Raw genomic sequence first — 15,172 nt, 5'->3', positions numbered from 1 at the left:
CTGGCAGGCGTACCCGGACGGGTCGCTGCGGAACCCGCAGTCGGGCAAGTGCCTGGACGTGTCGGGCGCCAACTCGTCGGACGGCACCCTCGTGCACCTGTGGACCTGCCACGGCGGAGCCAACCAGAAATGGACCCTGCCCTGATTTCTGTCACCGAGAAGAGAGCGACGGACATGCGCAGACAACCCCGAACCCTGCTTGGTGGGGCGGCCGCGACACTCGCCGCCCTGGCCCTCCTCGGGCAGCCCAGCCCCGTCAACGCCGCGGACACGTCCTACGACGTCCTCGTGTTCTCCAAGACGGCCGGTTTCCGGCACGACTCGATTCCGGCAGGGATCCAGGCCATCCGCGACCTCGGCGCGGCGAACAGTTTCACGGTGACGGCGACGGAGGACGGCAACCACTTCACCTCCAGCAACCTGAGCCGTTACGAGGCGGTGATCTTCCTCAACACCACCGGCGACGTCCTGAACGACGCCCAGCAGTCGGCGTTCCAGTCGTACATCGGCTCAGGCGGCGGCTTCGTCGGCGTCCACTCGGCCGCGGACACGGAGTACAACTGGCCGTTCTACGGCGATCTGGTCGGCGCCTACTTCGCCTCGCACCCCGCTGTCCAGCAGGCCAACGTCAAGGTGGAGGGGCGGGCGCACGCGGCGACCGCCCACCTGCCGCAGACATGGACCCGCACCGATGAGTGGTACAACTTCCGGACCAACCCCCGTACCACCGCGCGCGTGCTCACCACGCTGGACGAGTCGTCGTACTCGGGCGGCTCGATGGGCGCCGACCACCCGCACACCTGGTGCAAGACCTACTCGGGGGGCCGGTCCTTCTACACCGGCGGCGGGCACAGCCAGGCGTCGTACGCGGAGCCGGCGTTGCGGGCCCACCTGCTCGGCGGCATCCGGTACGCGGCAGGCCGGACCAAGGCCGACTGCCGGCCCGAGACCGGCTATACGACCCTCTACAACGGCTCGACCACCGGCTGGTCGCAGGCCGGCCCAGGCGGCTTCACCAACTCGGACGCCACCCTCGCCTCGTACGGCGGCATGGGCATGCTCTGGTACAGCGCCCGGCAGTTCACCAACTACTCGCTGAAGCTGGACTGGAAGATGCCCGGCGACGACAACTCCGGTGTGATCGTGGGCTTCCCACCGACGAACGACCCGCAGTCGGCACTGAACAACGGCTACGAGGTCCAGATCGACGCCACCGACGCGCCCGACCGCACGACCGGCTCGATCTACGCCGTCAAGGCCCCGGACACGGCTGCCCGGGACACGGCGCTCAACCCACCGGGCGAGTGGAACACCTTCGAGTTGCTGGTGGAGGGCGAGCGGCTCCAGGTCTGGCTCAATGGCGTGAAGATCAATGACTTCACCAACACCGACCCCGCCCGCTCGCTCGCCGGCCACGTCGGCATCCAGAACCACGGCACGGGGGACGACGTATCGTTCCGCAACGTCCGGATCAAGGAGCTGGGCGGCAGCCCGCCGCCCACCCCCGGCGCGGGTCCGGTCGTGGGGCCCGCGGGTAAGTGTCTGGATGTCCGTAACGGCAGCTCGGCGGATGGGACGGCGGTGCAGATCTCGTCGTGTACGGGCTCGGCGCGGCAGCAGTGGACGGTGACGCCGGGGTCGACGGTCAAGGCGTTGGGCAAGTGCCTGGATGTCAGCGGTAACGGCACGGCGGACGGGGCGACCCTCCTCCAAGGCGTACTTGTCCCGCATGCGGTCCACGCGCGCCTCGGTCGCGACGTACTGCGCCATGATCTCTTCGGACGTAGTCATGTCACCTTGCCTCATTGCCTGGGTGGGTCTGTGGGTGCGAACGTACGGTCCGACCTGCGGCGGGGGCTTGACTGAGGCCGCACGGTTACTTGAACCTGAGCGCACCCACGACCGGGTCCCCGGAAGGTGCGCAGTGAGGTGGCACCGGTATGACGCTCGACTTCTCCACGGCGCCACTCGAAGGCCGAGCTCGGCTCGACTACTGGCGTGAGGTGGTCTGCACGACGTTCGTCCAGTACGAGATGGACGTGCCGCAGCCCACGTCCGCCGGGTTCCGGGGCAGGGTCACGGCCCAGACGCTCGGAGACCTGGGCGTCGCGAGGGTGGTCTCCGACCCCCACACGGTGTTCCGGTCCCCGACGCTGATCCGGAGATCGGGCGAGGACGACCTCCTGGTCAACCTGGCCGTCCAGGGCTGTGTGACGGTCTCCCAGCAGGCGCGGGACGCGGTCTTGCGCCCAGGCGACTTCACCGTCTACGACAGTGCCCGGCCCTGCCGTATCGTCTGCGCCGACCCGTTCGAACTGCTGGTGCTGAAGGTGCCCAGGCCGCTGTTCGACGCGCACTGCCCGCTGGCGCGGGACGCGATGGCGACCACGGTGCCGGGCGACCACGGGGTGGGCGCGCTCTTCGCGCCCTTCTTCCACTCTCTGACCGCCCACTCCGCCGGTCTGTCTCCCGACGCGGGGGCACGGATCGGCGCCACGCTGCTGGAGCTGCTGGCCACAGCTCTGTCCGAGCGAACCGATTCAGGCGCCCGGCTCGGTGTACCCAGAGCAGCCCATATGGACCGCGCCCGCCGGTACATCATCGACCACATCGCCGACCCCGACCTGTCGCCCGCCATGGTCGCCCGGGCGCTGGGAATCTCCGTCCGCTACCTGCACGCGATCTTCAGAGCCGAGGACACCTCACCGTCTCGCTGGATCCTGCAACAGCGGATCGACAGGGCCGCCGGGCTGCTCGCCGACCCGGGCCGGGCGGGCCGCAGTGTCACGGACATCGCCTACGCCGTCGGCTTCAAGGACGCCTCGCACTTCACCCGCGCCTTCAAGGACCGCCACGGGTTCAGCCCGCGCGAGTACCGCAGAAGGCTCGCGGGCTGAGCCAGGTGGGAACGATCGCCGGCCGACGCTTGCACGGTCGGATGACAGTGATGACCATGGTGGCCACCCGCTGTCAGGCGCTTGCCTCGGCCGCCTCTTCGATCAGGTCGGCGACCGGTCCGGGGTTGGCTTCGACACCCCCGAGCTACCGCGAGGCCCTGCCTTCATGCGCCGACTTGATCGGTAAGCGGATGGCTTCTAAGGCCGCACAGAAGCCGGAGACCGGCGAGAACCGGGTTGAGGCCGTCGACGAACTCAGACACCACCGCAGGGTCTACCCGGGTCCTCCTCTTGCGCGGCCCTCGCATTCCGTAGCGGCGCGTGGAAGGACGAGTTCGCCCCTGCTGAGTCGTCGACCTTCCTCGCGAAGGGCCGCAAACCGGGTGGATGGACGAGTCACGGCATCCCGGTGTCACAGACCCGGTCGGGTCCGAATTTCAACGGCGACCCCGGTGATGGCTGGGTCGATCCCGGCTGTAAGTTCCGGAGCCAGCAGCGCGGAGCCGACCATCCCGTCGGTGAACCCCTGGGGGCCGGTCTGGGCGTGCGCAGCGACAGAGGCGCCCAACGGTTGTCGTCGGTGAGGTCATGGGCAGGCAGCGCGGCCAGCGCGGCAGCCGTGTCCGGCGCGTCGAGCAGCAGGTGCGGGGTGTCCGTGACCGGCAGCTGCGCGGCCGCCCCGACGGTGGTGAGCACAAACAGTGGACGGGCGTCGGCCAGAGTGGAGGAGATCCGTCCACCGGGGTGGGTGAGGTCGATCGGCAGATACGCAGCACCGGACTTGAGCACGGCCAGCACGGCGACCAGCGTCTCCACCGAGCGCGGCACGGCCAGCGCGACCAGACGCTCGGGACCCGCCCCGAGGGCCACCAGGTGGCGGGCCAACTGGTTGGCGGCGGCGTCGAGTTGGGCGTAGCTGAGCGCGCCGGTCTCGCAGATGACAGCGGTGGCGTCGGGGGTGCGGGCCACCTGGGCGGCGAACAGCTCCGGCAGGGTCCGGCCGGGGAGGGCGCGCGACGGCCCGTTCCAGTCGGTGAACAGGGCCTTGCGCTCCTGCGCGGTGAGCAGGTCGATGTCGAGGAGAGGGGTGTCGGGGTGTTCGGCGGCGTTGCGCAGGATCCGCTGGAACTGCTCGGCCAGCCGCGCGATGGTGGCGGGCTCGAAGAGGTCGGCGGCGTACTCGATCGTCACGGTCAGCCCGCCGGGCCCACCGTCGGCGGTGTGGTGCTCGGCGACGGTGAAGGACAGGTCGAACTTGGCCGCACTCTCCGACTCGGCGTCGATCGTGGTGGGTTCGCCTTCCGCCTCGGTGGTGCTGTTGAACGTGAGGATGGTTTGGAAGAGGGGGTGGCGGTGGGGGGTTCGGGTGGGGTTCAGGGCCTCGACGAGACGCTCGAAAGGCAGATCCTGGTGGGAGAGGGCCGCCAGGCCGACATCCCGGGTACGGCGGAGCAACTCGGTGTGCGTGGGATTGCCTGAGGTGTCCGTACGCAACACCAGCGTGTTGACGAAGAACCCGACGAGCTGATCCAGCTCACGATGCGCACGGCCCGCGGTCGGCGTGCCGATCGGCACATCCGTACCGGCACCGTTGCGCGTCAGCAACACCGCCAGAGCCGCGTGCACGGAATGGAACAGAGTGGCCCCGTGCGCACGGGCATGAGCCACCAGGTCCCGATGCACGGTGACCCCGGTGCGGGTGGTGTGGGTACGGGCCCGGTGGGTGGGGTGGACAGGCCGGGTGTGGTCGGCGGGAAGGGCGATCTCCTCCGGCAGATCCGCCAGTTCGGCCATCCAGTGAACAAGCTGCTGATGCAGAGGACTCCCGGGGATCTCCGGGTCACCGAGATTCCGGTGCTGCCACAACGCAAAGTCCGCGTACTGCACCGGCAGCGGCGACCACTCCGGCACCTCCCCACACCCGCGGGCCTCGTAGGCAGTGGTGAGGTCGTGCGCCAGAGGTCGCATGGACCAGCCGTCTCCGGCGATGTGGTGCAGGACCAGGACGAGCAGGTGATCGTCCGGCGCGAGGGTGAAGAGAGCGGCGCGCAGAGGGAGTTCGCTGTCCAGGTCGAAAGGACGGGCAGACAGCTCGGCGATCCGCACCCGCGCACCGCTCTCGTCACACTCGACACGGTCGAGGGGCACAAGAGCCGGGGCCTCCGGCAGCACCAGCTGGTACGGCTCGCCACCCGCCTCGGGAAACACCGTGCGCAGAGTCTCGTGCCGCGCCACCACGTCATCCAGGGCCACCTGCAACGCATCGGCGTCCACCGCCTCGGCCAGCCGCAGCACCACCGGATTCCATCCCGAACGTGGCGACGATGTTGTGGTCGCTGGTGCGGATCAGGTCGTTGCGGATCAGAGGTTTGCCCTGTCCGCGCTGGTAGGCCCGGCATCTGGTGTTGACGGTCTCCGGCGGGATGCCGAGGGCGATGGATCCGTTGAGGACTCGTCGTCCCTTCGTCCGCCAGGTGTCGTTGTGCTTGGTCCAGATGTCGTAGCCGAGGAACCGCGCCTTGTGGGTGCGGGCGTGTGTGATCAAGGTTTTCTCGGCGGAGAGCCGGAGTTTCAACTCGTCGTGCAGGAACACGGCGAGCTTGTCCTTGATCTCTTCGGCTTCGGCCTTCGGACCGACGAACCCCAGCAGGTGATCGTCGGCGTATCGGACATACCTCAGCCGCCGGTAGCCGGGGTCGTTCACATCGATGCTCGGAATCGACTGCTGGATCTTGCGCAGCGACCGCACCTTGGCGCGGTCGCCTCTGCGTCTCCAGTAACCGATCGTCGCAGTGACGTTCACGTGCTCCCGGTTTCCGCGGCGCGTGGCACCCCGGGTGAAGGCCGGTGCCAGTTCCTCTTCCACAAACCTGTCGAGACGGTCGAGGTAGATGTTGGACAGGATCGGCGAGACCACTCCTCCTTGTGGTGCACCGGAGTAGGTAGCGTGCCAGATCCAGTCCTCCATATATCCCGCCCGCAGCATGTCCGAGACCAGGGCCAGGAAGCGTCCGTCATGGATGCGTTCGGCCAGGATCGCGAGCATGACCTCGTGGTCGAGACTGCCGAAGCAGTCGGCGATGTCGCCTTCGATGAACCAGGTGGTGCCCGTCCATGTCGAAGCGATCTCGTCGAGCGCGGTGTGGCAGCCCCGGCCGGGGCGGAAACCGTGCGACCTGGACGAGAACTGCGGTTCGTAGTACGCCTCCAGCAGGAGACGCACCACCTCCCCGACCAGTTTGTCCGACCAGGTCGGCAGCCCCAGGGGCCGCAGACTTCCATTCTTCTTCGGGATGTGCACCCTCCGGACCGGGGAGAACCGGTAACGCTCAGCCTTCAACAGGCCGATGATCTCCCGGATTCTCCCCAGGCTCATCCCGTCGGGTGTCTCCCCGTCGACCCCGGACGTCATCGCTCCGCCGTTGGCGTAGATGCGCCCGTAGGCCATCAGGAACAGCTGTTCGCTGAACAGCTGCCGATACAACCGTTCCAGAGACAGACCGCGTCTGCCCCTGTCGCTCAGGACACCGAGCACTGTGTCAGCGCTCTGCATTTCGCATACCTCCCCGGTGTCGCCGGTGTCCGTACCACCTGTGCCCCTTCGCCCTGCGAGCGGCTTTCCCGCTCTCCCCGGCCGGGCGTGACTCCGGCGACTACTACGGGCACTCCGTCACCGCCAGCCGTACTGGGACGGTGATCCCACGTTCGTCTCTGACACACGATCAGCGCGGCCCAGGCGCCCCACTCATCTCCTTCAATGCCCTCGTTGGGCATCGCTCCCGCCGCGAAGGTTGACCAGGGCGAACCAGTACGTCCCCGGTCACGACGGGCACCGGTTTCAGGTGCCGTTCCGGTCGCAGTAAATTGCTGCCGCTGGAGATTGGGGTTCAGGCAGTCAAGCTTTCGCCATACCGCGCGGGTCCCCCGGCGCACCGTCCCAGGCACCTGGGCCCGGCCGCTGGTTTCCTGGCATGCTGTGGTCCCCTTCACCTTTCGGATCCAGGTAAGCCATCGGACCCAGCAGACCTCCCTTCGAGTCTGTCCCGCCTGCGGCGGGGATGTGTCAAAGCGCCTCGTGGCGCACTGGTTGCGATCTTGGCGCGGTCCTCCAGGTCGGGGCAGGCGCCGTAGCCGAGGGAGAAGCGAGCGCCGCGGTACTTGAGGTCGAACATGTCCTCGATCGCGGCCGGGTCTTCGCCGGCGAAGCCGAGTTCCGCGCGTACGCGTGCGTGCCAGTACTCGGCGAGTGCCTCGGCCAACTGCACGGACAGACCGTGCAGTTCGAGGTAGTCGCGGTAGGAGTTGGACTCGAAGAGCTTGGCGGTCTCCTCGCCGATCCGGGAGCCGACGGTGACGACCTGGAGGCCGACCACGTCGGTCTCGCCGGACTCCTCCGAGCGGAAGAAGTCCGCCAGACACAACCGGCGGCCACGGCGCTGGCGAGGGAAGGAGAAGCGCGTACGCTCGTTGCCGGCGTCGTCCAGGATGATCAGGTCGTCGTCCTTGGACACGCACGGGAAGTAGCCGTAGACCACGGCCGCTTCGAGGAGGTTCTCGGTCTGCAGCTTGTCCAGCAGGCCGCGCAGCCGGGGCCGGCCCTCGGTCTCCACCAGTTCCTCGTAGGTCGGTCCGTCGCCGGTGCGGGCCTGCTTGAGACCCCACTGGCCCTTGAACAGCGCACCCTCGTCCAACCAGGTCGCGTACTCCTTGAGCTGGATGCCCTTGATGACGCGGGTGTCCCAGAACGGCGGGGTGGGGATGGGGTTGTCGGTGGTGACGTCGGAGCGGACGTGGCCTTCCTCGGGCCGTTCCTCGACCATGGTCTGCGCGGCGGTGGGGCGCACCCTGCGCTGCTTCAGGTCGGGCAGCTTCGCGCCGGGCACACCGCGCTTGACGCCGATGAGGGCGTCCATCAGGCGCAGGCCCTCGAAGGCGTCGCGGGCGTAGCGGACCTCGCCCTGGTAGATCTCGTGCAGGTCCTGCTCGACATAGGCCCGGGTCAGCGCGGCGCCGCCGAGGATGACCGGATAGTCCGCGGCCAGACCCCGCTGGTTGAGCTCCTCCAGGTTCTCCTTCATGATCACCGTGGACTTCACCAGCAGCCCGGACATGCCGATGACATCGGCCCGGTGCTCGGCGGCAGCCTCCAGGATCGCGGAAACCGGCTGCTTGATACCCAGGTTGACCACGTTGTAGCCGTTGTTGGACAGAATGATGTCGACCAGGTTCTTGCCGATGTCATGCACATCACCGCGCACGGTCGCCAGGACGATGGTGCCCTTGCCCTCCGCGTCCGACTTCTCCATGTGCGGTTCGAGATAAGCAACCGCGGCCTTCATCACCTCAGCCGACTGCAGCACGAACGGCAATTGCATCTGCCCGGAACCGAACAGCTCACCCACGACCTTCATACCGTCCAACAGCGTCTCGTTGACGATGTCCAGGGCGGGGCGGGTCCGGAGGGCCTCGTCCAGGTCCTGCTCGAGGCCGTTGCGCTCGCCGTCGATGATGCGCCGCCCCAGACGCTCCTCCAGCGGCAGCGCGGCCAACTCCTCGGCCTTGCCCGCCTTCAGCGACTTGGCCGTAGCCCCCTCGAACAGCGCCATCAGCTTCTGCAACGGGTCATAGCCCTCACTGCGGCGGTCGTAGATCAGGTCCAGTGCCGTCTGCACCTGCTCCTCGTCGAACCGGGCGATCGGCAGGATCTTCGAGGCGTGCACGATCGCCGAGTCCAGACCCGCCTTCACACACTCGTCCAGGAACACGGAGTTCAGCAGGATACGGGCGGCCGGGTTCAGGCCGAAGGAGATGTTCGACAGCCCCAGGGTGGTCTGGACATCCGGGTGACGGCGCTTGAGCTCACGGATCGCCTCGATGGTGGCGATGCCATCGCCCCGGGACTCCTCCTGACCGGTACAGATCGACTGCGCTCCTGCAGCAGGGCGTCCAAGGGCACCAGCAGGTTCAGATCCACACCCATGGCGCCAAGCCTCCGCGACGACATCGGGGGGCCTATCCGGGGGCGTAGGTCTTTCCAGGGGGCCGGCAATTGTCGTAGTACGTGCGGGATGCGGGGTTCGTCAGTCGTATGTGGGCGACCGCCACCAGGCAATGGTCGTGCACTTGGCCCCCGCGGCGGGGTCAGGACAGGTCGCCGTACTGGAGGTAGCGTCCGCTGGTGCCGACGTAGACGCGGCCATAGAGGTCGAGGTCGCCGGTGATGACGCCGACGCCGCCGATGGCGCCCCACGTGTGGTGAAGATGCGGCCGCCGTCAGTGGAGGAAGCACCGTCCTTCTCGCCGCCCCGGCCGACGCGGATCATCAGCTCGGGCTCGGACTGGGCGAAATCAGTGGTGGTGCCGCTGCTCATCCGTGTGTTCTTCAACTGCGCGGCGGGGCCCCGCTCTTGGAGACTCGCCCTGACGGCGTGTGTGGAAAATTTGTGTCAGGTCGCGGCCTCGATTCGTGAACTCTCAACAAAGTAGGTTTCTTCTGCAAGACTGGCGATCATCCGCGCGCATGTCCCGGACCGCGGTGGTCGAACGTGTTCGTTCCCACCGCCCATGTCTTCGTTCCTTCCGCACCAAGGATCACGCATGCCCCCCACCCCCCACCCGGCCCCGATACCGGGCGCGAGACGCGTCGCCCGTATCGCCGTGGCCGCCGGTCTCGTCGCCGCGCTCGCCGCGACCGGCCCCATACCCGCAGCCTTCGCCACGGACGGCCCCACCGCCACCGCGGCCGACCCCGGCGTCAAGTCCGCCCACGAAAAGCTTGGTTCGGACGACGCAGAACTCCTCGCGCAGGCCAAGGCGCACCGCCAGAAGAACGTCACGATGATGATCGCCACGGCGCCGGGACAGACCGAGCAGGTCGCGCGGGAGCTCGACGCGGTCAAGGGCGGCTCCGTGGGTCGTACGTACGACAAGCTCGGGTACGTACGGGCCACCGTTCCGACCGGCAAGGCGGAGTCGGCCATCGCCGCCGCCGCGAAGCTGTCCTCCGTGCGAGCCATCGACCTGCGGGACGAGATACCCCTGGAGGAGCCGAGTCTCGAGAAGGGCAAGTCGAGCGCCTCCGCGTCCACTTACCCCGGCCCGGGCAAGAACACCCCCGCGAAGAACCCGTACAACCCGTCCTTCGAGACGGGCGCCGTCGACTTCGTGAAGAAGAACCCGAAGGCGGACGGCCGCGGCATCACCATCGGTGTCCTCGACACCGGCGTCGACCTCGCCACACCCGCGTTGCAGAAGACGACGACCGGTGAGCGCAAGATCGTCGACTGGGTGACCTCCACCGACCCGATCACCGACGGGGACGGCACCTGGCGCCCGATGACGACCTCCGTCACCGAGCCCACCTTCACCCACGAGGGGAAGACCTGGAACGCCCCGGCGGGCTCGTACCGGGTCACCCCCGGGCCGTCAACGGCGTCGTACTGACCCCCACCACCTACCTCGCCCCCAAGCAGTGGCGCCCGGTCATCGGTGGCAAGGACATCCTCGCCGAGGCGGTGACCCGGGCGTACGCCAAGGCCGGCATGCGGGTGCGCTACCTGGACGACTGGCGTACCCACCACGTCGGCGGCGGCGAGGTGCACTGCGGCACCAACACCATCCGCGCCGCGGGCACCCCCTGGTAACTCCCCCAAGTAGGAACCGGACTGACCGTACATAGGAGACTGAAGTGAGATACCGCAAGACTCTGCCCTGGCTCGCTGCCGTGGCCTGCTTCGCGACCGCCTGCAGCAGCGCGTCCGGATGTCGACTGGGCACGGTTCACGCCCGCGTACACCAGCAGCCGCCCCAGCGCGCTGCTCACCGACCTCCCCGAAGCACACGCAGCCCTGGACACCGCCGCGGAACCGTCCGGGCAGCCGGAAGGGAACGGGCTGCGGCAGCGGCTCGGCGGGCTGCCCGCGGGCGAGCGGCGGCAGGCACTGCTGGACCTCGTGCGCGGGCGTGCGGCCGTCGTGCTGGGGCACGGAGACGCCGGCCTCGTGGGGTCGGGGCAGGCCTTCCGGGAGCTCGGTGTGGACTCGTTGACGGCCGTGGAGCTGCGCAACGGGCTCGCCGCCGAGACGGGGCTGAGGCTGCCCAGCACGCTGGTCTTCGACCACCCGACCCCCCGCCATCTGGCGGCCCTCCTCGACGAGGAACTGTTCGGCGCCGAGGAGGCCGACGCGGAGACCGTCCTGCTCGCCGAGTTGGACCGGCTGGCCGCCACGATTTCAAGGCTTTCCCCAGTGAACGGCGCAAGGACTCTCGCGAAGACCCGACTGCGCAGCATGCTGACCGAGCTGGGTGATCAAGCCGAGGGGGATCCCAAGGCCGCCGTCTCCGAGCAGCTCGACGCCGCCTCGGACGACGAGATCTTCGACTTCATCAATCGGGAACTCGGCCGCTCCTGACCGCTCGTGTCGCAGCAGGCCGACCGTTCGACCGTTCCTTACCGCTACCAACGTATGGGGCAAGTTCCAATGGCGAATGAAGACAAGCTCCGGGACTACCTCAAGTGGGTCACCGCCGACCTCGCCGAGACCCGTCGGCGGCTCCAGGAGCTGGAGACCCGCGGGGATGAGCCGATCGCGATCGTCGGGATGAGCTGCCGGTTCCCCGGTGGCGTCCGGTCCCCCGAGGACTACTGGCAACTGCTGGCCGCCGGCGCCGACGCGATCACCGAGTGGCCCACCGACCGTGGCTGGGACGCCGAGGCGCTCTACGACCCGGACTCCGCGCGCGTGGACGGCAGTTACGCCCGAGAGGGCGGCTTCGTCCACGACGCGGGCGACTTCGACCCCGCGTTCTTCGGGATCTCCCCGCGCGAGGCCCTCGCCATGGACCCGCAGCAGCGGCTGTTGCTGGAGACCTCGTGGGAGGCCTTCGAACACGCGGGCATCGACCCGGAGTCGGCCCGGGGCGGTCGCGCCGGTGTCTTCGTCGGCTGCGCCAACCAGGAGTACGGCGCAGGGCTGGGCGACGTCCCCGACGACGTACGCGGCCACCTGCTCACCGGCAACTCCACCTCCGTGGTCTCCGGCCGGGTGTCGTACGCGCTGGGGCTTGAGGGTCCGGCGGTGACGGTGGACACGGCGTGTTCGTCGTCGCTGGTGGCGCTGCATCTGGCGGTGCAGGCGCTGCGGAACGGTGAGTGTGATCTGGCGTTGGCCGGTGGTGTGACGGTGATGTCGACGCCGGGTGCGTTCGTGGAGTTCTCGCGGCAGCGGGGGCTCGCGGTCGACGGGCGGTGCAAGGCCTTCGCCGAGGCCGCCGACGGCACCGGGTGGGCCGAGGGCGTGGGCATGCTCCTGGTGGAGCGGCTGTCCGACGCCCGGCGCAACGGGCACCAGATCCTGGCCGTGGTGCGCGGCAGCGCGGTCAATCAGGACGGCGCCTCCAACGGTCTTACGGCGCCGAACGGCCCCTCCCAACAGCGGGTGATCCGGGCGGCGTTGGCCGGTGCTGGGCTCTCACCCGCCGACGTGGACGCGGTGGAGGCGCACGGTACGGGGACCACGCTGGGTGACCCGATCGAGGCGCAGGCGCTGCTGGCGACGTATGGGCAGGACCGGCCGGACGAGCGGCCGTTGTGGCTGGGGGCCACCAGACCACCGACGACCGACTCGACCCACTCATCACCACCCGCACCGCCAGCCGGCTCAACCACCAGCCAACGCCCGGAGAGAACGCCCGCAGAGCCTGTGACCTCGGTGAGCGGACGCCACTGGACCCGGTAGCGCAGGCCGTCCACCGCGGCCTGCTCCTTGGTCTGGCGCCGCCAGGACGTCAGGGCCGGCAGTACCGCGCCCACGACCTCCTCTCCCACCTCCAACTCCCCGGCCAGGACCTCCAGGTCCTCGCGCTCGACCGCCTCCCAGAAGCGGGCGTCGATCTCGCCGCCGGAGGCCGGGGCCGCCGCTTGCGTACGTGTGATGGTCGGCCAGTAGCGCTCCTGCTGGAAGGCGTACGTAGGCAGCTCCACGAGCGGCGCGGCGGCCGGGAAGAAGCTCGACCAGTCCGTGTCGGCCCCTCGGGTGAAGGCCGCAGCGACGGCGTCGATCGCCGACCCGGGCTCCGGCCGGTCCTTGCGCAGCACAGCAGCGAACAGCCGGCCTTCGTCCTCGACACAGCCCTGGGCGAGGGCGGTGAGGGTGCCGTCGGGGCCCAGTTCGAGGAAGCGGGTGACGGTCTGCTCGGCGAGGGTGCGGACGGCGTCGGCGTAGCGCACGGTCTGCCGTACGTGGTCCACCCAGTAGTCCGGGGAGGTCAGCTCGTCGGAGACTAGGGTGCCGGTCACCGTGGAGACGACGGGCAGCTCGGCCCGCTCGTAGGAGAGTTCTTCCGCGACGGCCCGGAAGTCGGCGAGCATCGGCTCCATCAGCGGCGAGTGGAAGGCATGGCTCACCCGCAGCGCGGTGACCTTACGGTCCTGGGCGCGGAAGTGCGCCGCGATCTCGTCGACCGCGTCGGCGGTGCCGGAGACCACAACGGCCCGCGGTCCGTTGACGGCGGCGATACCGACCTGGTCGTTCAGCAGGGGCAGTACCTCGTCCTCCGCCGCCTGCACCGCGACCATCGCACCGCCCTCGGGCAGCGCCTGCATCAACCGGCCACGCGCCGCCACCAGACGGCACGCGTCGGCCAGCGACCACACCCCCGCCACATGCGCCGCCGCGATCTCACCGATCGAATGCCCGGCCAGCACATCAGGCCGAACCCCCCACGACTCCAGCAACCGGAACAGCGCCACCTCAAGCGCGAAGAGAGCGGGCTGCGCGAACTCCGTTCGGTTCAACAGGTCGGCGTCGTCTCCGAACACCACCTCCCGCAGGGGATGGGACAGTTCGGCGTCCAGGTGCGCGCAGACCGCGTCGAAGGCGTCCGCGAAGACCGAGTACGTGTCATACAACTCCCCGCCCATGCCGAGCCGTTGCGATCCCTGGCCCGCGAACAGGAAGCCCGTACGGCCTCCTTCGCCCACGTCGCCGGTCACGGCACCGGCGGTCGGCGCATCGGCCGCCACCGACTCCAGGGCACGCAGAAGCTCGTCCCTGTCGGCACCCCACACGACGGCACGGTGCTCGAACACCGACCGCGCACGCACCAGCGACGCGCCCACCTCGTCCGGTGACAGCGAGGGCCCCTCGGCAACGAACCGCGCCAGTCGCCCGGCCTGTGCCCGCAGCGCGGCGCGGCTGCGCGCCGACACGACCCAGGGCACGAACGGCGACATGGACGGGCCGGCGGTCGTGGCGACAGCCTCGTCGGGTACGGGCTGTACGGACTGTGCGGGCTGTATGGGTTGTACGGGCTGTACGGGCTGTACGGGCTGCTCCAGGACGACGTGCGCGTTCGTGCCGGAGACGCCGAAGGCGGAGACGGCGGCGCGGCGCGGCCGTCCCTCCTCCGTGGGCCATGCGCGTGCCTCGGTGAGCAGACGCACGTCCCGGCGAAGGTGAGCAGCAGCAGGATGACGCCCTGCGCGGCCGCCCCGTTCCACTGGTTTTCCTTCGTCACCTGCTGGTTGATGAGGGTGGCGATCATCGTCTGGTTGGGTCCGCCCATCAGGGCGGGGGTGATGTAGTAGCCCAGGGAGAGGATGAAGCTGAGCAGTCCGGCGCTGGCCAGACCGGGGGCGACCAGCGGCAGGTAGACGCGGCGGAAGATGGTCACCCGGCCGGCGCCCATGCTGGACGCGGCCGCCAGCAGGCGGCGGTCCACCCCGCGCATCACCCCGTACAGCAGCAGCACGGTGTAGGGGAGCATCATGGAGGTGGTGCCGATGACGACACCGAGCTCGTTGTAGAGCAGCTGGTACGGGGCGCCCGGTGCCCAGGTGAGGGTCTCGTTCACCATGCCCTTGTCGCCGAGCATGATGATCCAGCCGTAGGTGCGTACCAGGGCGCTGATGAAGTGCGGGACGACGACGATCAGCATGGCCAGGCCGGCCAGGATGGGCTTGAGCCGGGTGATCGCCTGGGCCAGGATGAACCCGAAGACCAGGCTGAGGACGGCTGTTTCGGCGGAGATCCGCAGCGTGGTGATCAGGACGGAGAGGTTGACGCCGGTGAGGGCGTCGGCGTACCAGTGCAGGGTGAAGGAGCCGTCGGCGTCCTTCAGGCTGAGGAGCAGGGTGCTGAAGATCGGGTAGACGAACAGCACCAGCAGATAGACCACGACCGGCAGCGCGTAGAGGATGCCGAGGCGGGTCTTGCGTGAGGCGAGGAGCTTGCGCGGGCGTGCGGGAGCCCCGGCGGTGAGGGTGGCTGCCATGG

6 protein-coding genes and 7 pseudogenes are annotated in these 15,172 nt (G+C 68.9%); 7 read left to right on the top strand and 6 right to left on the bottom strand.

All coding sequences use genetic code 11. The features are described 5' to 3' along the window. Positions 1-25 precede the first annotated feature (25 nt). From CES90_RS48795 to CES90_RS48785, 3 genes are all read left to right on the top strand, one after another. A complete protein-coding gene (locus CES90_RS48795; protein ID WP_274757665.1) occupies positions 26-145 on the top strand; it encodes an RICIN domain-containing protein in 120 nt (39 codons plus the stop codon). Between the two features lie 29 nt (positions 146-174). Then, positions 175-1,866, top strand: a complete 1,692-nt coding sequence (locus CES90_RS48790; RefSeq protein ID WP_232791409.1) for a ThuA domain-containing protein — start codon at positions 175-177, stop codon at positions 1,864-1,866. A gap of 74 nt (positions 1,867-1,940) precedes the next feature. Beyond that, positions 1,941-2,897, top strand: coding sequence for an AraC-like ligand-binding domain-containing protein (locus tag CES90_RS48785; protein WP_189788810.1), 957 nt, complete (start codon positions 1,941-1,943; stop codon positions 2,895-2,897). 396 nt (positions 2,898-3,293) lie between these two features. On the opposite strand, the gene CES90_RS48780 is transcribed toward CES90_RS48785, so the two are convergent. The 3 genes and pseudogenes from CES90_RS48780 to CES90_RS48770 all read right to left on the bottom strand — a co-directional run. Then, a complete protein-coding gene (locus tag CES90_RS48780) occupies positions 3,294-5,189 on the bottom strand; it encodes a condensation domain-containing protein (protein WP_408646669.1) in 1,896 nt (631 codons plus the stop codon). A gap of 1 nt (position 5,190) precedes the next feature. After that, positions 5,191-6,450, bottom strand: a pseudogene (locus CES90_RS48775) (reverse transcriptase/maturase family protein); the annotation flags it as partial. Between the two features lie 535 nt (positions 6,451-6,985). After that, positions 6,986-8,821 (bottom strand): annotated as a pseudogene (locus CES90_RS48770) (vitamin B12 dependent-methionine synthase activation domain-containing protein); the annotation flags it as partial. Positions 8,822-9,494: 673 nt separating this feature from the next. Here CES90_RS48770 and CES90_RS48765 point away from each other — a divergent pair. From CES90_RS48765 to CES90_RS48750, 4 genes and pseudogenes are all read left to right on the top strand, one after another. After that, positions 9,495-10,313, top strand: a pseudogene (locus CES90_RS48765) (S8 family serine peptidase); the annotation flags it as partial. Further along, positions 10,223-10,540 (top strand): protein-arginine deiminase family protein, encoded by a 318-nt coding sequence (locus CES90_RS48760; RefSeq protein ID WP_189788765.1) that lies wholly within the window; start codon positions 10,223-10,225, stop codon positions 10,538-10,540. The pseudogene CES90_RS48765 and the gene CES90_RS48760, both read left to right, overlap by 91 nt. Positions 10,541-10,849: 309 nt before the next feature. After that, entirely contained in the window at positions 10,850-11,308 is a 459-nt protein-coding gene (locus tag CES90_RS48755) for an acyl carrier protein (protein WP_208921805.1), read from the top strand. 69 nt (positions 11,309-11,377) lie between these two features. Further along, positions 11,378-12,556 (top strand): annotated as a pseudogene (locus tag CES90_RS48750) (beta-ketoacyl synthase N-terminal-like domain-containing protein); the annotation flags it as partial. Positions 12,557-12,717: 161 nt separating this feature from the next. On the opposite strand, the pseudogene CES90_RS52560 reads toward CES90_RS48750, so the two are convergent. The 3 pseudogenes from CES90_RS52560 to CES90_RS52390 all read right to left on the bottom strand — a co-directional run. Next, positions 12,718-12,879 (bottom strand): annotated as a pseudogene (locus tag CES90_RS52560) (hypothetical protein); the annotation flags it as partial. A 93-nt stretch (positions 12,880-12,972) separates the two neighbouring features. Then, positions 12,973-14,340: pseudogene (locus tag CES90_RS51130) on the bottom strand (acyltransferase domain-containing protein); the annotation flags it as partial. A gap of 23 nt (positions 14,341-14,363) precedes the next feature. Next, positions 14,364-15,170: pseudogene (locus CES90_RS52390) on the bottom strand (ABC transporter permease); the annotation flags it as partial. Positions 15,171-15,172 lie beyond the last annotated feature (2 nt).

Source organism: Streptomyces capitiformicae (assembly GCF_002214185.1).
In the GTDB taxonomy this organism is placed as follows: Bacteria; Actinomycetota; Actinomycetes; order Streptomycetales; family Streptomycetaceae; genus Streptomyces; species Streptomyces capitiformicae.
Note: the sequence above shows the minus strand (reverse complement) of the source record. Positions and strands in the feature narration are given on the sequence as shown.

Bases quoted from the DNA above. Each gene is read 5' to 3' on its own strand.
- CES90_RS48790 (WP_232791409.1), top strand. From the start codon at position 175: ATGCGCAGACAACCCCGAACCCTGCTTGGTGGGGCGGCCGCGACACTC.
- CES90_RS48785 (WP_189788810.1), top strand. From the start codon at position 1,941: ATGACGCTCGACTTCTCCACGGCGCCACTCGAAGGCCGAGCTCGGCTC.